General features: G+C 74.0%; 17 protein-coding genes. 9 read left to right on the plus strand and 8 right to left on the minus strand.

Going from position 1 to position 18797, the window contains the following annotated elements:
• Window positions 1–112 precede the first annotated feature (112 nt).
• The 3 genes from aceA to AB0J53_RS33520 all read left to right on the plus strand — a co-directional run bounded on the left by aceA (window position 113) and on the right by AB0J53_RS33520 (window position 3356).
• Window positions 113–1399, plus strand: a complete 1287-nt coding sequence (aceA, locus tag AB0J53_RS33510; protein WP_219518162.1) for an isocitrate lyase — start codon at window positions 113–115, stop codon at window positions 1397–1399.
• A 161-nt stretch (window positions 1400–1560) separates the two neighbouring features.
• Window positions 1561–2058 (plus strand): SigE family RNA polymerase sigma factor, encoded by a 498-nt coding sequence (locus AB0J53_RS33515; RefSeq protein WP_219518161.1) that lies wholly within the window; start codon window positions 1561–1563, stop codon window positions 2056–2058.
• On the plus strand, window positions 2055–3356 hold the full coding sequence (locus AB0J53_RS33520; protein WP_364179768.1) for a hypothetical protein: 1302 nt from the start codon (window positions 2055–2057) through the stop codon (window positions 3354–3356). Before AB0J53_RS33515 ends, AB0J53_RS33520 begins: the two co-directional genes overlap by 4 nt.
• 35 nt (window positions 3357–3391) lie before the next feature.
• On the opposite strand, the gene AB0J53_RS33525 is transcribed toward AB0J53_RS33520, so the two are convergent.
• The 3 genes from AB0J53_RS33525 to AB0J53_RS33535 all read right to left on the minus strand — a co-directional run bounded on the left by AB0J53_RS33525 (window position 3392) and on the right by AB0J53_RS33535 (window position 5778).
• Window positions 3392–4210, minus strand: a complete 819-nt coding sequence (locus AB0J53_RS33525) for a siderophore-interacting protein (RefSeq protein ID WP_364179770.1) — start codon at window positions 4208–4210, stop codon at window positions 3392–3394.
• 61 nt (window positions 4211–4271) lie between these two features.
• On the minus strand, window positions 4272–5234 hold the full coding sequence (locus AB0J53_RS33530; protein ID WP_219519546.1) for an alpha/beta hydrolase fold domain-containing protein: 963 nt from the start codon (window positions 5232–5234) through the stop codon (window positions 4272–4274).
• Between the two features lie 94 nt (window positions 5235–5328).
• Window positions 5329–5778 (minus strand): hypothetical protein, encoded by a 450-nt coding sequence (locus tag AB0J53_RS33535; protein ID WP_364179773.1) that lies wholly within the window; start codon window positions 5776–5778, stop codon window positions 5329–5331.
• A 146-nt stretch (window positions 5779–5924) separates the two neighbouring features.
• Between AB0J53_RS33535 and AB0J53_RS33540 the strand changes: the two genes are divergently transcribed.
• On the plus strand, window positions 5925–6461 hold the full coding sequence (locus AB0J53_RS33540) for an MFS transporter (RefSeq protein ID WP_219519549.1): 537 nt from the start codon (window positions 5925–5927) through the stop codon (window positions 6459–6461).
• A gap of 47 nt (window positions 6462–6508) precedes the next feature.
• Window positions 6509–7243, plus strand: a complete 735-nt coding sequence (locus tag AB0J53_RS33545) for a YcnI family protein (protein ID WP_364179775.1) — start codon at window positions 6509–6511, stop codon at window positions 7241–7243.
• A gap of 56 nt (window positions 7244–7299) precedes the next feature.
• Here AB0J53_RS33545 and AB0J53_RS33550 read toward each other — a convergent pair whose 3' ends face one another.
• Genes AB0J53_RS33550 through AB0J53_RS33560 form a run of 3 tightly spaced genes read right to left on the minus strand, consistent with a single transcriptional unit; the run spans window position 7300 to window position 10428 of the window.
• Window positions 7300–8277: an ABC transporter permease gene (locus AB0J53_RS33550; RefSeq protein WP_364179777.1), complete on the minus strand. Its 978-nt coding sequence runs from the start codon at window positions 8275–8277 to the stop codon at window positions 7300–7302.
• The gene (locus AB0J53_RS33555; protein ID WP_219519556.1) at window positions 8264–9232 is read right to left on the minus strand and encodes an ABC transporter ATP-binding protein; all 969 of its coding nucleotides are present in this window, start codon (window positions 9230–9232) and stop codon (window positions 8264–8266) included. The genes AB0J53_RS33550 and AB0J53_RS33555 overlap by 14 nt, the downstream gene beginning before the upstream one ends.
• The gene (locus AB0J53_RS33560; protein WP_364179780.1) at window positions 9229–10428 is read right to left on the minus strand and encodes a DUF2092 domain-containing protein; all 1200 of its coding nucleotides are present in this window, start codon (window positions 10426–10428) and stop codon (window positions 9229–9231) included. The genes AB0J53_RS33555 and AB0J53_RS33560 overlap by 4 nt, the downstream gene beginning before the upstream one ends.
• A 127-nt stretch (window positions 10429–10555) precedes the next feature.
• Here AB0J53_RS33560 and AB0J53_RS33565 point away from each other — a divergent pair, with 127 nt between their 5' ends.
• The 3 genes from AB0J53_RS33565 (at window position 10556) to AB0J53_RS33575 (ending at window position 12792) form a co-directional block, all read left to right on the plus strand.
• Window positions 10556–11230, plus strand: a complete 675-nt coding sequence (locus AB0J53_RS33565; protein ID WP_364179782.1) for a response regulator transcription factor — start codon at window positions 10556–10558, stop codon at window positions 11228–11230.
• Window positions 11231–11237: 7 nt separating this feature from the next.
• Window positions 11238–12566, plus strand: coding sequence for an ATP-binding protein (locus AB0J53_RS33570; RefSeq protein WP_364179784.1), 1329 nt, complete (start codon window positions 11238–11240; stop codon window positions 12564–12566).
• 67 nt (window positions 12567–12633) lie between these two features.
• A complete protein-coding gene (locus tag AB0J53_RS33575) occupies window positions 12634–12792 on the plus strand; it encodes a hypothetical protein (protein WP_357592028.1) in 159 nt (52 codons plus the stop codon).
• Window positions 12793–12802: 10 nt separating this feature from the next.
• Here the strand turns inward: AB0J53_RS33575 and AB0J53_RS33580 are convergent, their stop codons facing one another.
• A complete protein-coding gene (locus AB0J53_RS33580; protein WP_364179786.1) occupies window positions 12803–15805 on the minus strand; it encodes a BTAD domain-containing putative transcriptional regulator in 3003 nt (1000 codons plus the stop codon).
• A 79-nt stretch (window positions 15806–15884) separates the two neighbouring features.
• Window positions 15885–16754, minus strand: coding sequence for a LysR family transcriptional regulator (locus tag AB0J53_RS33585; protein WP_219517291.1), 870 nt, complete (start codon window positions 16752–16754; stop codon window positions 15885–15887).
• 200 nt (window positions 16755–16954) lie between these two features.
• Here AB0J53_RS33585 and AB0J53_RS33590 point away from each other — a divergent pair, with 200 nt between their 5' ends.
• Window positions 16955–18493: a neutral zinc metallopeptidase gene (locus AB0J53_RS33590; protein WP_364179789.1), complete on the plus strand. Its 1539-nt coding sequence runs from the start codon at window positions 16955–16957 to the stop codon at window positions 18491–18493.
• Window positions 18494–18797 lie beyond the last annotated feature (304 nt).

Consider the following 18797-nt stretch of genomic DNA (forward strand, 5'->3'; position numbering starts at 1 on the left):
GTTGCGAATTATGCGAAATTTCGCCGTTCTTCTCTGAATCGGCCCCTATGGCGGTGGGGTGGTCAGGGCACAGACTCGGCATGAGCCCCAGGGGACGACAAAGGAGACAACGATGAACGATCGCCTCAAGGGAGCTGCCGAGCAGCTGCGTGAAGAGTGGGACAACGACCCTCGCTGGGCCGGCATCGAGCGCACCTACAGCGCCGAGGACGTGGTCCGGTTGCGTGGAAGCGTCCAGGAGGAGCACACGCTGGCCCGGCTCGGCGCCCAGCGGCTGTGGGACCTGCTGCACACCGAGGACTACGTCCACTCCCTCGGGGCGCTGACCGGCAACCAGGCCGTGCAGCAGGTGCGGGCCGGGCTGAAGGCCATCTACCTGTCCGGCTGGCAGGTGGCCGCCGACGCGAACCTCGGCGGGCACACGTACCCCGACCAGAGCCTCTACCCGGCCAACTCGGTGCCGGCCGTCGTGCGCCGCATCAACAACGCGCTGCTGCGCGCCGACCAGATCACCTGGTCGGAAGGCGCCGAGAACGCGCCGTACTGGCTCGCGCCCATCGTGGCCGACGCCGAGGCCGGGTTCGGCGGCGTGCTCAACGCCTTCGAGCTCATGAAGGGCATGATCGCCGCGGGCGCCGCCGGCGTGCACTGGGAGGACCAGCTCGCCTCCGAGAAGAAGTGCGGCCACCTCGGCGGCAAGGTGCTCATCCCCACCGGCCAGCACATCAAGACGCTCAACGCCGCCCGCCTCGCCGCGGACGTCTGCGGAGTCCCCAGCCTGATCATCGCGCGGACCGACGCCCAGGCCGCGACGCTCCTGACCAGCGACGTGGACCCCCGCGACCAGCGCTTCACCACCGGCGAGCGCACCGCCGAAGGCTTCTACCGGGTCCGCAACGGCATCGAGGCGTGCATCGCGCGCGGCCTGGCCTACGCGCCGCACTCCGACCTGCTCTGGATGGAGACCGGCACGCCCGACCTGGACGTGGCCCGCGAGTTCGCCGAGGCGATCAAGGCCGAGTATCCCGACCAGATGCTCGCCTACAACTGCTCGCCGTCCTTCAACTGGAAGAAGCACCTCGACGACTCCACCATCGCCAAGTTCCAGCGGGAACTCGGGCACATGGGGTACAAGTTCCAGTTCATCACGCTCGCCGGGTTCCACTCGCTGAACCACTCCATGTTCGCCCTCGCCCAGGGGTACGCGACCGACGGCATGACCGCGTACGTGGACCTCCAGGAGGCCGAGTTCGCCGCCGAGGCGCGCGGCTACACCGCCACCCGCCACCAGCGCGAGGTCGGCACCGGCTACTTCGACCTGGTCAGCACGGCCGTCGCGCCCGACTCCTCGACGACCGCGCTCAAGGGCTCCACCGAAGAGGAGCAGTTCACCCACTGATGTCCCGAACTCGCCGGCCACCTCCAGGGCATGGGACGGTTCCCCCGGCGAAACGGCCGCGCCAGACACCCCCCGGCCTGGCGCGGCCACTTTTTCGTGCAACAGATTCCCCGCGATCCCTCTCTCGGAGGTGACAGATAACGACGAGAGGCAGAGGCAGCGTGGATGAGGAGTCCAAGTTCGCGGAGTTCGTCGCCCGGCGGGGTGACGCGCTGATGCGGTACGGATACGTGCTGACCGGCAATCCGCACGACGCGGCGGACCTGGTGCAGGAGGCGCTGCTCAAGATGCGGGCGGCCTGGCCGGGCCTGCGGTCGAAGGACAACCCGGAGAGCTACGCGCGCACCACGATGGCCCGGCTGCACATCGCCGCCTGGCGGCTGCGCCGGCGCGAGCAGGTGATGTGGCAGCCGCCGGACCGCGAGCACCACGACACGCTGCCCGGCGGCGACGAGCAGGCGATGTGGCAGGCGCTGGCCGGGCTCCCCCGCAAGCAGCGGGCCGTGCTCGTGCTGCGCTACTACGAGCAGCTCAGCGACGCGGAGATCGCCGAGACGCTCGGCGTGTCCCGGGTCACCGTGCGCAGCCAGGCGCACCGCGCGCTCACCAAGCTGCGCGCCACCGTCCCCGCCCACCTGATCCCCGGAGGCGCACGATGACCGGACCGACGACCGGACCGAACGAGCACAATCGGGACGGGGCCGGCGCCACCGTCCTGGAGGAGACCCTGCGCAGGACGCTGGAGCGCGCCGCCGACCGGGCGCCCGCGCTGCCCGCCGCGGTCGCCGCCCGCCTGGCCGGGCCTCCTCCCCGGCGTGCGCCGCGCGCGCAGGCGCTGCTCGCCGCCGCGGCGGTCGTCGTGGTGGCCGCCGGGGTGAGCGTGGCGGTGACGGCCGGCCTCGGGGGCCCGGCCGAGCCCCGCCCCGCCGGCCCGGCGGCCACCGCCTCGGCCGGCGTGTCCACCAGCGAGCCCACCGCAGAGCCCACCGGCGAGCTCGCAGACCTCCAGGCGCCGCCGCCGATCGAGGAGGTGTGGCCGCAGGCCCTCCACAAGCTCCCCGGCACCGGGCGCGACCGGCTGCGCCCGATCCAGTTCCTCGACGACCGGACGCTGCTCGTCTCGACCTGGTCGAGCTTCGAGAAGACCAGCGCCCTGTACGCCTACGACCTCGGCACCCGGGAACGACGCGAGATCACGAAGGTGCCGACGCCCAAGGGCACGGTGCTGTTCGCCTCCGACTTCCGCGCCGGCGGCGACCGGGTCGTCTGGTGGAACCGGCTCAAGGACGGCACCACCCAGATCTGGTCGGCCCCGCTGTCCGGCGGCGAGGCCGCGCTCGTCACCACCGTGCGGACCGACGAGAGCGGCCTGGACGGCGTGCAGATCGCCGGCGACCGGGTCGTCTTCTCCGCCCGCTCCGGCGGCGTCCACACCGCCCCCCTGGCGGGCGGCCCGGCCACCCCGGTCGAGGGCGGCGCGTCGATGCACGTGCTGAACTGGCCGTGGATCGGCGAGCCCGGCCCGTACGGCGAGCATGTGGGGCCCAGGTTCGGCCGGATCCGCAACGTGGAGACGGGCGAGACGCGCACCGGCACCACCCGGGCGGGCGACGAGCTGCTCGGCTGCTCGGTCACCCACTGCATCGGGCACCGCAAGGGCGCCATGTTCCTGCGCCTGCGCGACGGCTCGGGCGAGCAGCCGCTGCCGGGCTCCATGGGGCGGATGGACCGGCTGGCGCAGGACCGCTTCCACGTGGCCACGCTGAGGGACCGCACCGGGTTCGTCGCCGTCGCCCTGTACGACCTCGCCGGCGGCCGCTCGGCCGACCTGGGCATCGAGGCGGAGCAGCGGGAGAACGGCTTCTCCGTCCAGTCGCCCGGCTTCGACGCCGCGGGCAGGCTCCTGTCCTACGAGGTCGGGGACACGCTGTACGTGGTCGACGTGACCAAGATCTGACCGAGTTCTGACCGGGGTCGCGGCCGGGGGCGGGCTCAGCCGAGTTCGGCGGCCTCCTCGGTCTCGACCTGGCGGTTCCAGTCCTTCTTGACCGCGCGCCACCCCTCGTCGTCCACGCCTGCCCGCCAGTAGCCGGAGATCGACAGCCGCTCCAGCGGCACGCTCTTCTCCACCCGCAGGTAGCGGCGCAGCCGCTTGACGAAGCCGGCCTCGCCGTGGACGAACGCGCACACGTCGCCGGGCGGGAAGCCGAACGCGAGCACCGCCTCGACCAGCGCCTCGCCGACGGGCCCGCCGTCGCGGTAGAGCCAGGTGACGCGGGCGTCGGCGAGCGTGCTCAGCTTGAGCTCGTCCTCGGGTGACTCGACCTCGACGAACACGTACGCGAGCGCGTCCTCCGGCAGCGCCTCCAGGGAGGCGGCGATGGCGGGCAGCGCGCTCTCGTCCCCGGCGAACAGGTGCCAGTCGGCCTCCGGGGCCGGCGCGTAGCTGCCGCCGGGGCCGAGCATGAGCACCTCGTCGCCGGGCCTGGCCCGCGCGGCCCACGGCCCGGCCAGCCCCTCGTCGCCGTGGTGGACGAAGTCGAGCGTCAGCTCCCGGGTGTCGGGGTCCCAGGCGCGCACGGTGTAGGTGCGCAGGCGGGGCCAGAACTCCCGCGGCATGGTCTCGCGCACCTGCCGCACGTCGAACGGCTGCGGGTAGTCCACGCCCTCGTGCGGGAAGACGACCTTGACGTAGCTGTCGGTGGCTCCGGAGAGGGCGAAGTCACGCAGGCCGTCACCGCCGACGACGACACGGATCATGTGCGGCGAGATGCGTTCGGTGCGCAGGACGACACCGCGGTGATCGGTCATTCCAACGACCCCCTCCAGAAGTTAGGCATACCTAACCTACACCCTGCCCGGGAGAAGACCGTCAGGCCGCGTCCTCCATCGGCGGCCGCTCCCCCGCGGCGGCCAGGAACCCCGCCATGTGCCGGAAGGCCAGCCGCGCCTCCGGCAGCACGTCCGCGAGCAGCGGGAACACGTGCGGCATCCGCGGCCACTCCTCGTACGTCACCGGCACCCCGGCCCGCCGGGCGCGCAGGGCGACGCGGCGCGCCTCGTCCCTGAGCACCTCGGTGGACCCGGTGACGATCATCAGGGGCGGCAGCCCGGTGAAGTCGCCCAGCACCGGCGACACCAGCGGGTCGCGCGGGTCGAGCCCGTCGGTCCAGCGGCGGGCCAGCCAGCGCACCCGCCCGGCCGGCAGGATCGGGTCCTGCCAGCGGTTGGCCCGGCGCGGGGAGTCGGTCAGGTCGGCCCACGGCGACAGGCAGATGCCCGCCGACGGCAGCGGCAGCCCCCGGTCACGCAGCGCCAGCAGCGTCGCCAGCGTCAGATGGCCGCCCGCCGAGTCGCCTGCCACGATCACGTCGGCCGCGTCGTACCCGCGTTCGAGCAGGCACCCGTACGCCTCCAGGGCGTCGCTCAGCGAGTCGGCGAGCTTGTGCACGGGCCCCTGCCGGTAGTCCAGGGCCAGCACCGGGCGGCGGGCCGCCGCCGACAGCCGCCAGGTGATCGGCCGGTGGGTGCGCGGCGAGCACCAGAAGTAGCCGCCGCCGTGCAGGTAGAGCAGCACCTTGCCCTCGTCCAGCTCCCGCCCGGCGCGCACCCACTCGCCGCCGCACGCGGCGAAGGCCGCCGGGGTCACGGTGACGTGCTCCGGCACCGGCACGGCCCCCGCGAGGCCGCCGAGCCGCGAGGCGCAGTCGAGCGCGAGCGGGTGGCGCAGCAGCAGGTGCGAGGCGGGCTTGAGGGTGCCCCGCATCAGGCCGGTGAGCGCGCGGGCCTGCCAGCTCAGCGGGTAGTCAGGCGTGACGTCGCGGTCCAGGCTCATGACGAGTCCTCCGTGACCTGTACATACCCGCACTACTCACCGGTAACCAGGGGGCTTCCGGGCCGCTGCCTTTACAAAGTAGATCGCAGCGGGGTCAGTAGTAGCCGCCCTCCTGCGTGCTCTCGTACTCGTCGTCGTCCTCGTCGCGCGCCCAGCGCGAGGGCATCAGGACGGGGATGAACAGCGCCACGCCGAGCAGGGCGAAGGCGCCGGAGGTCAGCAGCAGCCGGTCGCCGGCGGCGGCCTCCCGGACGAGCTGGTGCACCGACGGCTCGTCCGGGAGGAGGCTGAGCGCGCGGTTCATGTCGAGGGCGTAGACGACGGTCCAGGCGAGCAGGACCAGCGACGGCGTGAAGGTGGCCAGCGGCGAGACCCGCCCCGCCACGACGAGCCCGACGACGAGGCCGACGGCGGCCATCGAGCCGAGCGCGATCCACAACTGCTGCCCGCCGGTAGGAGCGGCCTGCGCGGCGAGCATCGCCTGCTGCACGGCCCATCCGCCGCCGGCCAGGACCGCCGCGGTCACCACCAGCCCCAGGAGCAAACCACCTAAGTGCCGCAACGTACTCACCCCTATGTCAACGTGGTGAGCCCGACCCTAGCGACAAACATCGCGAATCAACCAGGCATTGCCGAGCTTGAAGAAGAACTCGTCGCCGCCCCCTCCCCGTGAGACCATGTGGCACACCCATGCGCGCGCACCCGCCCCTCCGGCTCGTCAGGGCGGCCGTCTTCACGGCCGTCTGCGTGACGCTTGCCGCGATCGCGCACACGCTGGGCGGCGGCACCGGCCCCGCGGCGTGGGCCGCCGGGCTCGGCGCGGCCTCGGTGTTCGCGCTGGCGCTGGCCCTGTCCGGCCGGGAGCGCCCGGCCGCCACCGTCAACACCGCGCTGATCGTCGCGCAGGCCGGGCTGCACGAGCTGTTCGGCGGCGGCGACGGCACCGCCTACGTCGCCCTCCACCTGCACGGGCAGGGGCTCGGCGACGCGCTCGGCATGCTGGTCGCGCACCTGACGGCCACGCTGCTCACCGGCTGGTGGCTGGCCCGCGGCGAGGCCGCGCTGTGGGCGACGCTGCGCCGGCTGCTGCGCCGCCTGACGCCGCTGCGCCCGGTCCGCTCCCCCGTCCTCCGCCCCGCCGCGCCGATCGTGCGCGCGCGGGCCGTGCCGCCCGATCCCGGGCTGCGTCACTCCGTGGCCAGGCGTGGTCCTCCACTGCCCGCCTGACCAGCTGACACCTCCGTAACCCCCATCACGACAAGTGGAGATCCGCCATGTCCTTCGTCCGCCGTGCCGCGACCGTGCTCGCGGCCACCACCGCCCTGACCGCCCTGACCGCCGGGCTCGCCCTGCCCGCGCTCGCCCACGTCACGATCAACCCGGGCACCGCCGAGCAGGGCGGGTTCACCAAGGTCGCCTTCCGCGTGCCGAACGAGCGCGACGACGCCTCGACAGTCAAGGTCGAGGTGTCCTTCCCCACCGACCACCCGCTGGCGTTCGTGTCGGTCAAGCCCGTGCCCGGCTGGAGCGTCAAGGTCACCGAGGGCAAGCTGCCCAAGCCCGTCACCACCGAGTTCGGCGAGCTCACCGAGGCCGTCACCACCGTCGTCTGGTCCGGCGGGAAGATCGGCAAGGGCGAGTTCCAGGAGTTCGAGGTGTCGATGGGCCGCCTGCCCGAGGGCGTCGGCCAGATCGTGTTCCCGACGAAGCAGACCTACTCCGGCGGCGAGGTCGTCGACTGGGCCGACGCGCCCGCGGCCGACGGCTCCGAGCCGGAGCACCCCGCGCCGGTGCTCAAGCTGACCCCGGCGACCGGCGGCGACGCGCACGGCGCGGCCACCGCCCCGGCGTCCCCCGCCGCCGGGTCCCCCGCGCCCTCGGTGACGCCGGTCGCCGCCGCCTCCGGCTCCTCCGACGGCACCGCCCGCCTGCTCGGCGGCGCGGGCCTGGCCGTGGGCGTCATCGGCCTCGTGGTCGCCTTCCTGGCGCTGCGCCGCCGCACGTCCTGACCCGCGGGCGCGTCCCGTACGCGGCCCGAACCCGGTCTGCGTATGGGGCGCGCCCGTCAGGAGGTGATGTCCTTGCCGGTGAAGCGCGCCCACGCGACCGACAGCGACAGCACGGTGTACGCGCCGAACACCGCCAGCCCGTCGAGCAGCGCCCCGGTGTCGATGGGGGCGCGCAGCACGGCGTCGAAGCCGGTGAAGCGGGCCGGCAGCAGATAGGGCTCCAGCGGCGCGAGCTCCGGGATGGCGCGCAGCACCTGGCAGACGATGACGGCCACGACCGCGCCGGCGATCGCGCCGATGGGCACCTCGGTGAACGTCGACAGGGCGAGCGCGACCGCGCCCAGCGCGGCCATGCCGGCGCCGATGTAGCCGACGCTGACGGCGATCCGCAGCAGCCCGTCGGTCACGGAGACGGTGGTGCCCGACAGCAGCGTCACGTCCCCGACGGGGAACAGCACCAGCCCGGTGAGCAGCGCCGACAGCGCCACCACGGCGGTGACCGCGTAGGCGTACACGACGACGTTCAGGAACTTGACGGCCAGCAGCCGGCCCCGGCCGGCGGGCGCGGCCAGCAGGTAGCGCAGCGTGCCCGCGCCGGCCTCGCCGGCGATCGAGTCGCCGCCGACGACGGCGACGGCGACCGGCATGAGCAGCAGCGTCAGGAACGAGAACGAGACGAACGTCAGCATGAGGCTGTTGCCCGCCACGCTGGCGATCAGCCCGCTCATCTCGTCGTCCCCGCCGCCGCCGACCATCCGCAGCGCGACGCCGACGACGATGGGCACCGTGGCGACCACCGCGAGCATGGCGAGGTTGCGCGGGCGCCGGAACGTCAGGCCCAGCTCCGAGCCGAGCAGCCGCCAGAACGCGCCCGGCCGGCGCGGCGGCGACGGCAGCCCCGGCGGCGGCGGCTCGGGGGCGTGGCGTTCGGCGCTGCCGATCGTCTCGGCCACCGGCACCAGCCCGGGGGTGCGGCGGGGCCGCTCGGTCCGCGTCGCCGCCTCCGTACCGGTGGTGGTCTCAGCCGTCGACATCGAAACCCTCTCCCGTCAGTCCCACGAACACGTCCTCCAGGCTCGGCCGCACCACGGCGAGCCCGCGCACGGCCACGCCCTCGCGGACGAGCACGGCGTTGACCTCCTCGGGCGCGTGCCCGCCCAGCTCGGCGCTCACGTGCTCGTCGGAGCGCACGTCGGCCAGGCCGAGCGCGCCCAGCACCCGGGCGGCGTCGGCGGGGTCGGGCGTCTCGACCCGGATCCGGGTGGCGCGCCCGCCGCTGAGCGAGGCGATCGTGCCCTGCGCGACGAGCCGGCCGGCCCGCATGATCGCCGCGTGCGTGCACATCTGCTCCACCTCGGCCAGCAGGTGGGAGGAGACGAAGACGGTGGTGCCGCCGGAGGCGATCTCCTTGACCAGCGCGCGCACCTCGCGGGTGCCCTGCGGGTCGAGCCCGTTGGTCGGCTCGTCCAGGATGAGCAGCTCACGCGGGCCGAGCAGCGCGGCGGCGATGGCCAGGCGCTGGCGCATGCCCAGCGAGTAGTTGCGGAACCGCTTGCCCGCCGCGGCGCTCAGCCCCACCCGCTCCAGCGCCTCGCCGATCCGCTCCTTGGCGGTGGCGGGCGTCGCGGTCGGGTCGGCGGCGTCGAAGCGGCGCAGGTTGGCCTCACCCGACAGGTACGGGTAGAAGGCCGGTCCTTCGACGAGCGCACCGACCCGGGGCAGCGCCTGGCCGAGCGGCAGCCCGAGCAGCGCGTGCTCCCCCTCGGTGGGCGCGACCAGGCCCAGCAGCATGCGGATCGTGGTGGTCTTGCCCGAGCCGTTCGGCCCGAGGAAGCCGTAGACGGACCCGCGCGGCACGGCCAGGTCCAGCGCGTCGACGGCGACCTGGCCGCCGCGGAAGCGCTTGGTCAGGCCGCTGGTCACGATGGCGGCGTCGGAGGGCGGGGCCGCCCCGAGAGGCGCCCCCGCTTCCTGCGTGGCGGTCGTCACCTGACGCCCGCCGCCTTGGTGATCTCCTCCGGGGTGACCGCGCCGACCAGCAGACGGCCGTCGTCGGTCAGCAGGACCGTGGCGAGCTTGGTGGTGATCAGCTTGCCGGAGCCCCACGGGCCGCTCACCGGGGTGGCGGACTTCAGGACGGTCTCGAGGAGCGCGGCCGGGTCGGCGCCGCCGTCGCCGCCGAACGGCGACCCGTCGTCACCCTGCTGCTCGCCCTGCTCACCCTGCTCGCCGGCCTGGCGGCCGTCCTGGGCCTTCAGGTCGGCCACCGAGGCGGGCAGCACGGCCACCGAGGTCCAGCCGTCGCCGACGATCTTGACCTCTTCGGCGGCCTTCCTGGCCTCCTCACGGTGCTCCTCGGCCCGCTCGCCGCCCTCGCCCTCCTGGGGCGCGGTGAGCTTCTTCTCCTCGACCTTGGCCCCGGCGGGCGGGGTGAAGGCGAAGTTCTCCGGCGCGGGCGGGGTGAACGTCACCTGGGTGAAGCCGACCTGGAAGGCCGGCTCGGCCGAGCCCTTGGCGAACACCTGCACCTGGAGCGGGACGAAGTTCTCACCGTCGAGGGCCAGGCGCACCTCCTCCACCAGGGAGCCGGCGTCCTTCGGCTTGAGCACGAGCTGGTAGGCCGGGCGGCCGGCCACCTCGGCCGTGTTGGTCACGCTGACGGCGGTGTGCTCGTCGGCCTGGGCCAGCACCTTCTCCGCCGCCGCCTGCGGGGTCAGCTCCGCCGGGGCGGTCTCGGCCGCGTCGTGCGGCCGCTTCCCGTTATAAATGATCTTGGTGGCGGTGTTGGTGGCGCTGTCGAAGTACCACGCCTGGTCGCCGTTGACGATCAGGTTGGTCTCGTTCATCTGGGTCGGCATCGCGACCCTCAGCTTGTCGCCCGCCCCGTACCAGACCTTGACCTCGTGCGAGCCCGACAGCAGGCTGAGCGGCCCGGCGGAGCTGGTCGCCGGCAGCGCCGGCAGGCCGAGCGAGGCCGTCTGCTGCACGGTGCCGGACATCGGCAGCATGCCCTCGGTCTTCTGGGCGGCCGCCGCGGCGTCGGCCAGCAGCTGCTGGGCCGAGCGCTCGGGCAGCACCGGGTCGCCGCTCACCGCGGCGACGACCGGACCGGCGCCGATCGCGGCCCCGATCACGGCAGCAGCCGCGATCGGCACTCCCCACCTCACGAACGTGCCTCTTCGCATCTCACTCCTTAACGGTATGTCGATGCCGCCAGCCTGTGTGATGCATCCTTAGGCGAGCCTGAGACGAGCTGAGATCCCTCTCAGCCTTCTCAGCCGGGTCTCAGGGGGAGGACGGGAGAATCGCCGCATGAGAGTTCTGGTCGTCGAGGACGAGAGGCGGATGGCCGCCGCCCTCCAGCGGGGGCTGCAGGCCGAGGGATTCGCCGTGGACCTCGCCCACGACGGCGAGCAGGGCCTGCACCAGGCCAGGAACGGCGACTACGACGTGGTCGTGCTCGACATCATGCTGCCCAGGCTGTCCGGCTACAACGTGTGCAAGCAGCTGCGCGCGGAGGAGAACTGGGTGCCGATCCTCATGCTGTCGGCCAAGGACGGCGAGTACGACATGGCCGACGGCCTCGACCTGGGCGCCGACGACTACCTGACCAAGCCGTTCTCGTACGTGGTGCTCGTGGCCAGGCTGCGGGCGCTGCTGCGGCGCGACGCCGGGCGGCGGCCCGCCGTGCTGTCGGCCGGCGACCTGACGCTCGACCCGGCCCGCCGCCGGGTGCTGCGCGGCGAGGCGCAGGTGGAGCTGACGCCGCGCGAGTTCGCGCTGCTGGAGTTCCTGCTGCGCAGGCGGGACGAGGTCGTGTCGAAGGCGGAGATCCTGGAGCACGTGTGGGACACCTTCGACACCGACCCGAACGTGGTCGAGGTGTACGTCGGCTACCTGCGGCGCAAGATCGACGTCCCGTTCGGCAGGAACGCGCTGCAGACCGTGCGCGGCGCGGGCTACCGGCTGGCCGGCGACGGTGGCTGAGAGCCCGATGACGTGGTGGCGGCGGCAGGGGCTGCGCTTCCGCCTCACCGCCGTGGCCGCCGCGGTGCTCGCGCTGGCGCTGGCCGTGTCGGCGTCGGTGCTGCTCAGCGTGCTCGACCGGGCGCTCATCTCCACGGTGGACGACTCGACCAGGCAGCAGGCGCAGACCGTCCGGGTGCACGCCGACGCCGGCACCCTGACCAGCCCGATCACCACCCACGACGGCACCATCGTGCAGGTGCTCGACGCGGACGGGCGCATCACGCACGTCACCTACGGCGCCGACCGGCTGGTGCCGCTGCTGGGCGCCGCCGCCCGGCGGGAGGCGCTGGCGGGCGGGCAGGCGGTGTTCGTCGACGGCCGGCCGTACGCGATCCCGGGGCCGCTGCGCGTGGTGGTGCTGCGCGCCGACCGGGGCCAGACCGTGATCGCGGCCAGGCCGGTCGCGGAGATCCAGACCAGCATCGGCACGGCCGGCCGGGTGCTGCTCGTCGGCACGCCGCTGCTCGTGGTGCTGCTGGCCGTGGCGAGCTGGATGATCATCGGCAGGACGCTGCGGCCCATCAGCGCGCTGCGGCGCGGCGCCGCCGACATCACCCACACCGCCCGGTCGCGGCGGCTGCCGGTGCCCGAGTCACGCGACGAGGTGCACTCGCTGGCCACCACGCTCAACGACATGCTGGGGCGGCTGGAGGAGGCCGAGCAGCGGCAGCGGGCGCTGGTGTCCGACGCCGCGCACGAGCTGCGCAGCCCGCTGGCCAGCATCCGGCTGCAGCTGGAGGTGGCGCTCGGCCATCCCGAGGGCCAGGACTGGCGGGAGACGGCCGAGGGGGTGCTGGAGGACACGCTGCGGCTGCACCGGCTGGCCGAGGACCTGCTGGCGCTGGCCCGGCTGGACGAGCGTGGCGGCGTGCCCGGCCGCCGCGAGCCGGTCGACCTCGACGAGGTGGTGCGTCAGTGCGCCGAGCGCTACGGCGAGGTACGGCTGACCGCGTGCGACCCGGTCGTGGTGCGGGGCGACGCCCTCGACCTGAGCCGGGTGCTGACGAACCTCATCGACAACGCCGTGCGCCACACCGCGTCCAAGGTCGAGGTGGCGCTGACGTCCGACGGCACGCTCACCGTCACCGACGACGGGCCCGGCATCCCGGAGGAGGACCGGGAGCGGGTGTTCAACCGGTTCACCCGGCTCGACTCCGGGCGCAGCCGTGACGAGGGCGGCGCGGGGCTCGGGCTGGCGATCGTGCGCGAGACCGTGCGCGCGCACGGCGGCACCGTGCACCTGGAGGACGCCGGGCCGGGGCTGCGGGCCGTGGTGTGGCTGCCACGCGGCTGAAGCGCGTAAAGCGCGTCGAAAGCGGCGCTCCCTAGAGTCCTCGCGACTCATCACGGAGGTGCTTCACATGCGCAGAATCGTCATCGTCGCCGCCCTGGCGGCCGCCGTCGCCGCGGGCCTCGCCACGCCGGCCCAGGCCGTCCGCTCCGACGGGCCGTGCCAGCCCGAGATCCCCAGCTCGTGCGACATGACGTGGACCGGCGACCCGGCCAAGCCGGGCGTCTGACCGGGGGTGATCAGCGGGCGAGGGCCTCGGCGGCTCTCGCCCGCCAGCGCTCGGCGCCCATGCCGGCGAACAGCTCGTGCGCCGTACGCAGGTGCTCGGCGGCCTCCGGGTCGCCCCGCCCGCCCAGCAGCAGCCCCAGCGAGAGACCGGCGCGGCCCTGGATGTGCCGCTCGCCCAGCCGGACCGCCAGGGCCAGCGCCTGGCGCAGCGTCGCCTCCGCCTGCTCGGACTCGCCCAGCGCCGCCTGCGCCTCCCCCAGCCCGTGCAGCACGTACACCTCGCCGATCCGGTCGTGCACGGCGCCCACGATCGCCGCCGCCCGGGCGAACGACTCCTTCGCCGCCGCCGCGTCGCCCCGGCGCAGCGCCAGCTCGGCGATCCTGGTGAGCGTCTGCGCCTCGCCGCGCGGCACGCCCTCCGCCCGGAACGTCGCCAGGGCCCGCTCCAGCAGCGGCTCCGCCTCGCCCGGCCGGTCGCCCTCCAGGTGCACGGCGGCCACGTTCACCAGCACGTGCGCCTCGGCGGCCCGGTCGCCGACGGCCCGCAGCAGCGGCAGCGCCTCGGCGTAGCGGGCCAGCGCCACCTCCGCCCGGCCGCCCACCCGCTCGACCAGCGCCAGGTTGCGCAGCGCCAGCGCGCGGCCCTGGATCTCCCCGATGTCGCCGAACAGCCGGATGGCGTCACGCAGCAGCGGCCCGGCCTCGGTGTAGCGCTGTTCGAACAGCAGCAGCGAGCTCAGCGAGTAGACCATGGCGGCCTCGCCCCTGGCGTTGCCCGCCGCCACGCACGCCCGCCTGGCCTGCTCGCTGACCGACCGCCAGTCGTCGAAGTGCCCGTACGCCTCGAACAGGGTGACGGCGGTCATGGCCAGGTTCCAGCACAGCTCGTCCAGGCCGTGGGCGCCCGCCTGGCGCACCGCCGCCAGCAGGACGGCGCGCTCCTCGTCCAGCCACGGCAGCGGCTGCTCGCCGATCAGCGTGTCGGCCAGCTCGGCGGTGACGGCGGAGGTGGCGGTGCCCTTGCCGCGCAGCATCGTGAAGAAGCCGCCGTAGTGGCGCTCGTGCACCCGCTCGGCGAGGGCCAGCAGGGCGGTGCAGGCCCGCTCGACCGTCATGGCCCGCTGCTCGCGGGTCTCCTCCGCGTGGGCGCGTTCCTCGGCGAAGGCGCGTACGAGATCGTGCATGCCGTAGCGGCCCCCGGCGGTCCGGCGCAGCAGCGAGGCGTCGGTCAGCTCCGCCAGCGGGCCCGACACCCCGTCGGCCGGGTCGGCGTCGCACAGCGCGGCGGCCAGCCACGGCGCGACCTGGGGGCAGCCCAGCAGGCCGATCCGGCGGAACAGCAGGCGGGCGCGCGGCGACAGGGCGGCGTAGCTGACGTCGAGGCTGGCTCGGACCTCCACGTCGCCGTGCGTGAGCGCGTCGAGCGCGGTGCGCGAGTCGGCGAGCTGCGCGACCAGCGTCTCCACCCGCCAGCGGGGGCGGGCGGCGAGCCGGGCGCCCGCGATGCGCAGCGCCAGCGGCAGGCCGCCGCACTGCTGCGCCAGCGTGCGGACCGCGTCCGGCTCGCGGGCGGCGCGGGCGGGGCCGATGTCCTGGACGATCAGGTCGGCCGCGTGCCGCTCGCCCAGCACGTCCAGCCGCAGCACCTGCCTGCCGGGCAGGCCGACCGGCCGCTCCCGCGTCGTCACCAGGGCGGCGCACGGGGCCGCGCCCGGCAGCAGCGGCCACACCCCCGGGCTGGGGCCAGCGTTGTCGAGCACGACCAGCAGCCTGCTGCCCGCCACCGTCGAGCGGAACAGCGCGCTGCGCTCCTCCAGCCCCCGGGGCAGCGACGTCAGCCCGAGCGCCCGCAGGAACCGGCCCAGCACGTCGGCCGGCTGCAGCTCCCCGGCGCGCAGGTCGATGTAGAGCTGGCCGTCGGGGAAGTCGGCGGCGGCCCGGTGCGCGGCGTGCAGCGCCAGCTCGCTCTTGCCGACGCCGGCCCGGCCGACGATCGCGGCCAGCGGCAGCGCGCTCCCGCCGGGGCGCAGCATCGCGGCGACGCGCTCCAGCTCGGCGTCCCTGCCGGACAGCGGCGAGAACACGGGCGGCAGCTGCCGTGGCACCGGCGGCAGCCCGCGCCCGCCCGCCGCCTCGTCGCCGGGCTCGTGCTCCTCGCGGGACTCCTCATCGGGCTGCTCGGGCGCGCCGTCGTCCGGGGGTACGGGCGCGTCGCCGGGGTGGGGGGCGCCGGGGAGGCGGACGGCGGGGCGGCCCGGCGCGGTGTCGTAGCCGAGCGCGAGGGAGGCGTCCTGGTTGAGGATCGCCAGCTCCAGGCGGCGCAGCTCGTCGCCGGGTTCGAGGCCGAGCGTGTCGAGGAGCATGCCGCGGTAGTCGCGGAAGGCGTCGAGCGCCTCGGCCTGGCGTCCCGACCGGTAGAGGGCGAGCATGAGCTGGCCGTGCGGCCGCTCGCGCAGCGGGTGGTCCTGGACCATCCGCCGCAGCTCCCCCACGAGCTGCTGGTGGCGGCCCAGCTCCAGGTCGAGGTCGGCCAGCCGCTCGCGGGCCAGCAGCCGCCGCTCCTCCAGGTCGTGCGCGATCGGCAGGAGCAGGTCGCTCTCGACGTCGGCGAGCGCGGGCCCGCGCCACAGGGCGAGCGCCTCGCGCAGCGTCGCGGCGGCCCGCTCGGCGTCCTCCTCCTGCGCCCGCGCCACGAGCGCGTCGAAGTCGGCCAGGTCGAGGCTGCCCGGCCCGACCTTCAGCAGGTAGCCGGGCGGCCGGGTCAGCAGCACCTGGAAGGGCTGGACGGTGTCGTCCAGAGCCCTGCGGAGCTGGAACACCCGGATCTGGATCTGGTTGCGCGCGGTGCCGGGCGGCGCGTGCCCCCAGGCCGCCTCGATCAGCCGGTCGAGCGGCACGATCCGGTTGGCCTCCAGCAGGAGCAGCGCCATGACGACGCGTTGCAGGCCTCCCCCGAGGTGCAGCTCGCCCCCATCGCGTTCGATGACGAGCGGGCCGAGAATCCTGAAGCGCATGTATCCCTCCGCTGAGATGCTCTCAGCCGGGGTTTGCACTTTTCTTGCCGAACGCCAACAGCCCGGGGCCGGGGCGCCGTCAGGCGGCGGTGCCCTTCTCCGCCGTCATCAGGAAGTCCTGGGCGATCAGCGGCAGGCGGCGCCGGGCGTGCACGACGGCGATGACGCGGCGCACGGCGGGCTCCAGGGAGCGGACCACGAGGCCGGCTCTGCTGGCCTGCTCGGCCATCCCGCGATACCACAGCAGGGACGCCTGACCGGCGCGTACGGCGTTGAGCCAGCCGTTGCGCTCGTCGGTCTCCAGGACGACGCGGGGGCTGACCGCGTACTTGCCGAACATGGCGTCGAGCTCGCGGCGGCGGACGCTGCCGCGGGCGGGCAGGGCCAGGCGCATGCCGTCGAGCCGGCGCATGGGCACGGGGTTGGGCAGTTCGAGGCCGGGCGGGGAGATCAGCACGATCTCCTGGCGTTCGAGGGGGTGGGTGACGAGGTCACCGGGCACCGGCAGGTCCGTCAGGCCGAGGTCGGCCCGCTGGTCCCTGATGGCGCTCACCACGGCGTCGCGGCCGTCGCAGCGGACGATGTGCACGCGGACGCCGGGATGCTCGGCGGCGTAGGCGGGCAGCAGCCGCCCCGCGAGGCCCGGCTCCAGGCTCGGGGTGGAGGCGATGCGCAGCTCCGCCTCCCCGCCGCCGCCGTGGCCGGCGAGGCCCTCGATCTCGCGGACGGCGTCGAGCGCCTCCCGCGCCAGTTTCACCACCCGGCGGCCCTGCGCCGTGACCACCACGCCGCGCCCGGAGCGGGCGAAGAGCGTCAGGCCGAGCTCCCGCTCAAGATCCCGGATCGCACGGGAAAGCGCAGGTTGTGCGATGTAAAGCGACTTGGCCGCATCGGTCATGGTGCGGTGCTCCGCAGTCGCGACCACATAGCGGAGCTGCTGGAGGTTCATGGCAAAGAAGCTAGGACAACGGCCGCCGCGGGGTGCGGGACATAGCGGAGATCACCTCGAATGATTTCGGACTGTAACCGAGTGCTGCTACATCCGTGACGGGTGATAAATCAGTATGCTTCTGCCCCAAATTTGGCAAAGCCCCGGGACGTGACCCAGCAAGTCACGCATTCCGGACAAGCGACTCAAGGGGCAACACGGTGACAGGCAACGGGCAGTACCCTCCCCCGCCCCAGGGGCCAGGACAGCCCCAGCGGCCACCCTCGCGCCCGTGGCCCCCGCCGGGCTACGGGCAGCCGCCGCAGCGGCCCCCGCAGGAGCCGCCGTACCCGCCCCAGGGGCAGCCGCCCGCGCACCCGTACCCGGGCGCGCCGGGGCCGGGCACCCCGTATCCGCAGCCGCCCCATCCGGGGCAGCCGCCGCATCCCGGGCCGCCGCCCGGGAGCCCGTACCCGGGACAGCACGGCAGCCCGTACCCGCAGCAGACCCCTCCCCAGGGCCCGCCGCACGGGATGCCCCAGGGCCCGCCGCAGGGCCCGCCGCAGGGCCCGCCGCACGGGATGCCGCAGGGGCCGCCGCCGGGGCACGGGTATCCGCCGCCGCCTCCTCAGGGGGCGCCCTGGCAGCAGCCGCCACCGCCACCGCCGCCCCCGCCGGGGCACGGGCCGTACGGGAACTGGCAGCCGCCGCGCCGCAAGTCCGGCATCGGCGTGGCCGGGGTCGTCGGGGGCGTGTTCGGGGCGATGGCGGGGCTGTTCCTGCTGATCGTCGTCGGGGCGGCGCTGTTCGGCGGGTCGGGCTCGCGTTCGGAGTCGACGACGCCGGTCGCGATCCCGACGGCGTCCCCGTACGAGCCCCGCGAGAACCGGACACGGGAGCCGTCCCGGGAGCCCACCGAGCAACCGACCGAGCAGCCCACCGAGCAGCCCACCCGCCAGCCGACGGAGACGCCGACGCGGGACGACGAGCCGGACACCACGGTCGAGCCGCCCCGCCAGGTCACGCTGAACCGGAGCCTGAAGAACAACACCATGTACCGGGCGGGCGCGCTGCCGAGGATGACGTGCCGGGCGGGCAACACGAGCATCTTCAGCCACAGCCAGCTCAAGTCGCTGATCCTCAGGACCAGCAAGTGCATGGACCGGGCGTGGGGCCAGATCCTCAGCAAGCAGGGCATCCCGTTCCGGCCGCCGAACTACGCGATCGCGTCAGGGCGCGGCAGGGGCGCGTGCGGCGACTATCCGCAGCCGGGGAGCATGGTGCCGTACTACTGCCCGCGCAACAGCACCATCTACGCCTCGACCTCGGCCATGGCCAAGGGGAACGGCAACGCGCGCGGCTACGGCCAGATCATCTCCTGGCATGGCGGGATCATCAGCATGATGGCCCACGAGTACGGACATCACGTGCAGAACATCACGGGCCTGATGGACTCATGGTGGGCGCAGACGCTGGACTCGTCGAGCAACAGCGGCAAGCTCGCGCTCAGCCGCCGCCTGGAGCTCCAGGCAACGTGTTTCGGCGGGATGTGGATGCGTTCGGTGGCGGCCAGCTACCCGATCAACACGGCCCGCCGAGGGGAGCTGTTCTGGTTCTACGGCCAGGTGGGCGACTATCCCGGCTACCCGCGTGACCACGGCTCCCGGGCCAACAACCAGCGGTGGTTCCGGCAGGGCTGGGAGAAGAGCCAGGCGTACCAGTGCAACACCTGGGTGATGCCTTCCTCGGCGACGTCATGAGGTCACATGGCGTTCATCTCAGCTTGGGCACATGTCTTTGATGTCCATATATGGCAGCTAGAATCCTGGCAATCTTGTGCCAATGGGGGGCAAACCCACGGGTTCTGCCTGGTAGGCGTGTGAAGGAGCCGGTGTGAGCAATCGGGATGGGTCAGGCGCCGCGCCCGGGGGTGGCAGGAAACGGCGTACCCCTCGCCGCTCCCGTCCCGCCGCCGGCCAGTCGCCCGACGCCCCCCAAGACCCGGCCCGCCCTCCCCTGAACCCCGCCGGAGACGCGAACGCCGCCGCCGAGGGCCGCTCGGGC

Source organism: Nonomuraea sp. NPDC049725 (assembly GCF_040674795.1).
Lineage (GTDB): Bacteria > Actinomycetota > Actinomycetes > Streptosporangiales > Streptosporangiaceae > Nonomuraea > Nonomuraea ceibae.

Coding starts and splice junctions, on each gene's coding strand:
- aceA (WP_219518162.1), top strand. CDS start 113: ATGAACGATCGCCTCAAGGGAGCTGCCGAGCAGCTGCGTGAAGAGTGG.
- AB0J53_RS33520 (WP_364179768.1), top strand. CDS start 2,055: ATGACCGGACCGACGACCGGACCGAACGAGCACAATCGGGACGGGGCC.
- AB0J53_RS33525 (WP_364179770.1), bottom strand. CDS start 4,210: ATGACCGATCACCGCGGTGTCGTCCTGCGCACCGAACGCATCTCGCCG.
- AB0J53_RS33530 (WP_219519546.1), bottom strand. CDS start 5,234: ATGAGCCTGGACCGCGACGTCACGCCTGACTACCCGCTGAGCTGGCAG.
- AB0J53_RS33540 (WP_219519549.1), top strand. CDS start 5,925: ATGCGCGCGCACCCGCCCCTCCGGCTCGTCAGGGCGGCCGTCTTCACG.
- AB0J53_RS33545 (WP_364179775.1), top strand. CDS start 6,509: ATGTCCTTCGTCCGCCGTGCCGCGACCGTGCTCGCGGCCACCACCGCC.
- AB0J53_RS33550 (WP_364179777.1), bottom strand. CDS start 8,277: ATGTCGACGGCTGAGACCACCACCGGTACGGAGGCGGCGACGCGGACC.
- AB0J53_RS33560 (WP_364179780.1), bottom strand. CDS start 10,428: ATGCGAAGAGGCACGTTCGTGAGGTGGGGAGTGCCGATCGCGGCTGCT.
- AB0J53_RS33565 (WP_364179782.1), top strand. CDS start 10,556: ATGAGAGTTCTGGTCGTCGAGGACGAGAGGCGGATGGCCGCCGCCCTC.
- AB0J53_RS33570 (WP_364179784.1), top strand. CDS start 11,238: ATGACGTGGTGGCGGCGGCAGGGGCTGCGCTTCCGCCTCACCGCCGTG.
- AB0J53_RS33575 (WP_357592028.1), top strand. CDS start 12,634: ATGCGCAGAATCGTCATCGTCGCCGCCCTGGCGGCCGCCGTCGCCGCG.
- AB0J53_RS33580 (WP_364179786.1), bottom strand. CDS start 15,805: ATGCGCTTCAGGATTCTCGGCCCGCTCGTCATCGAACGCGATGGGGGC.
- AB0J53_RS33585 (WP_219517291.1), bottom strand. CDS start 16,754: ATGAACCTCCAGCAGCTCCGCTATGTGGTCGCGACTGCGGAGCACCGC.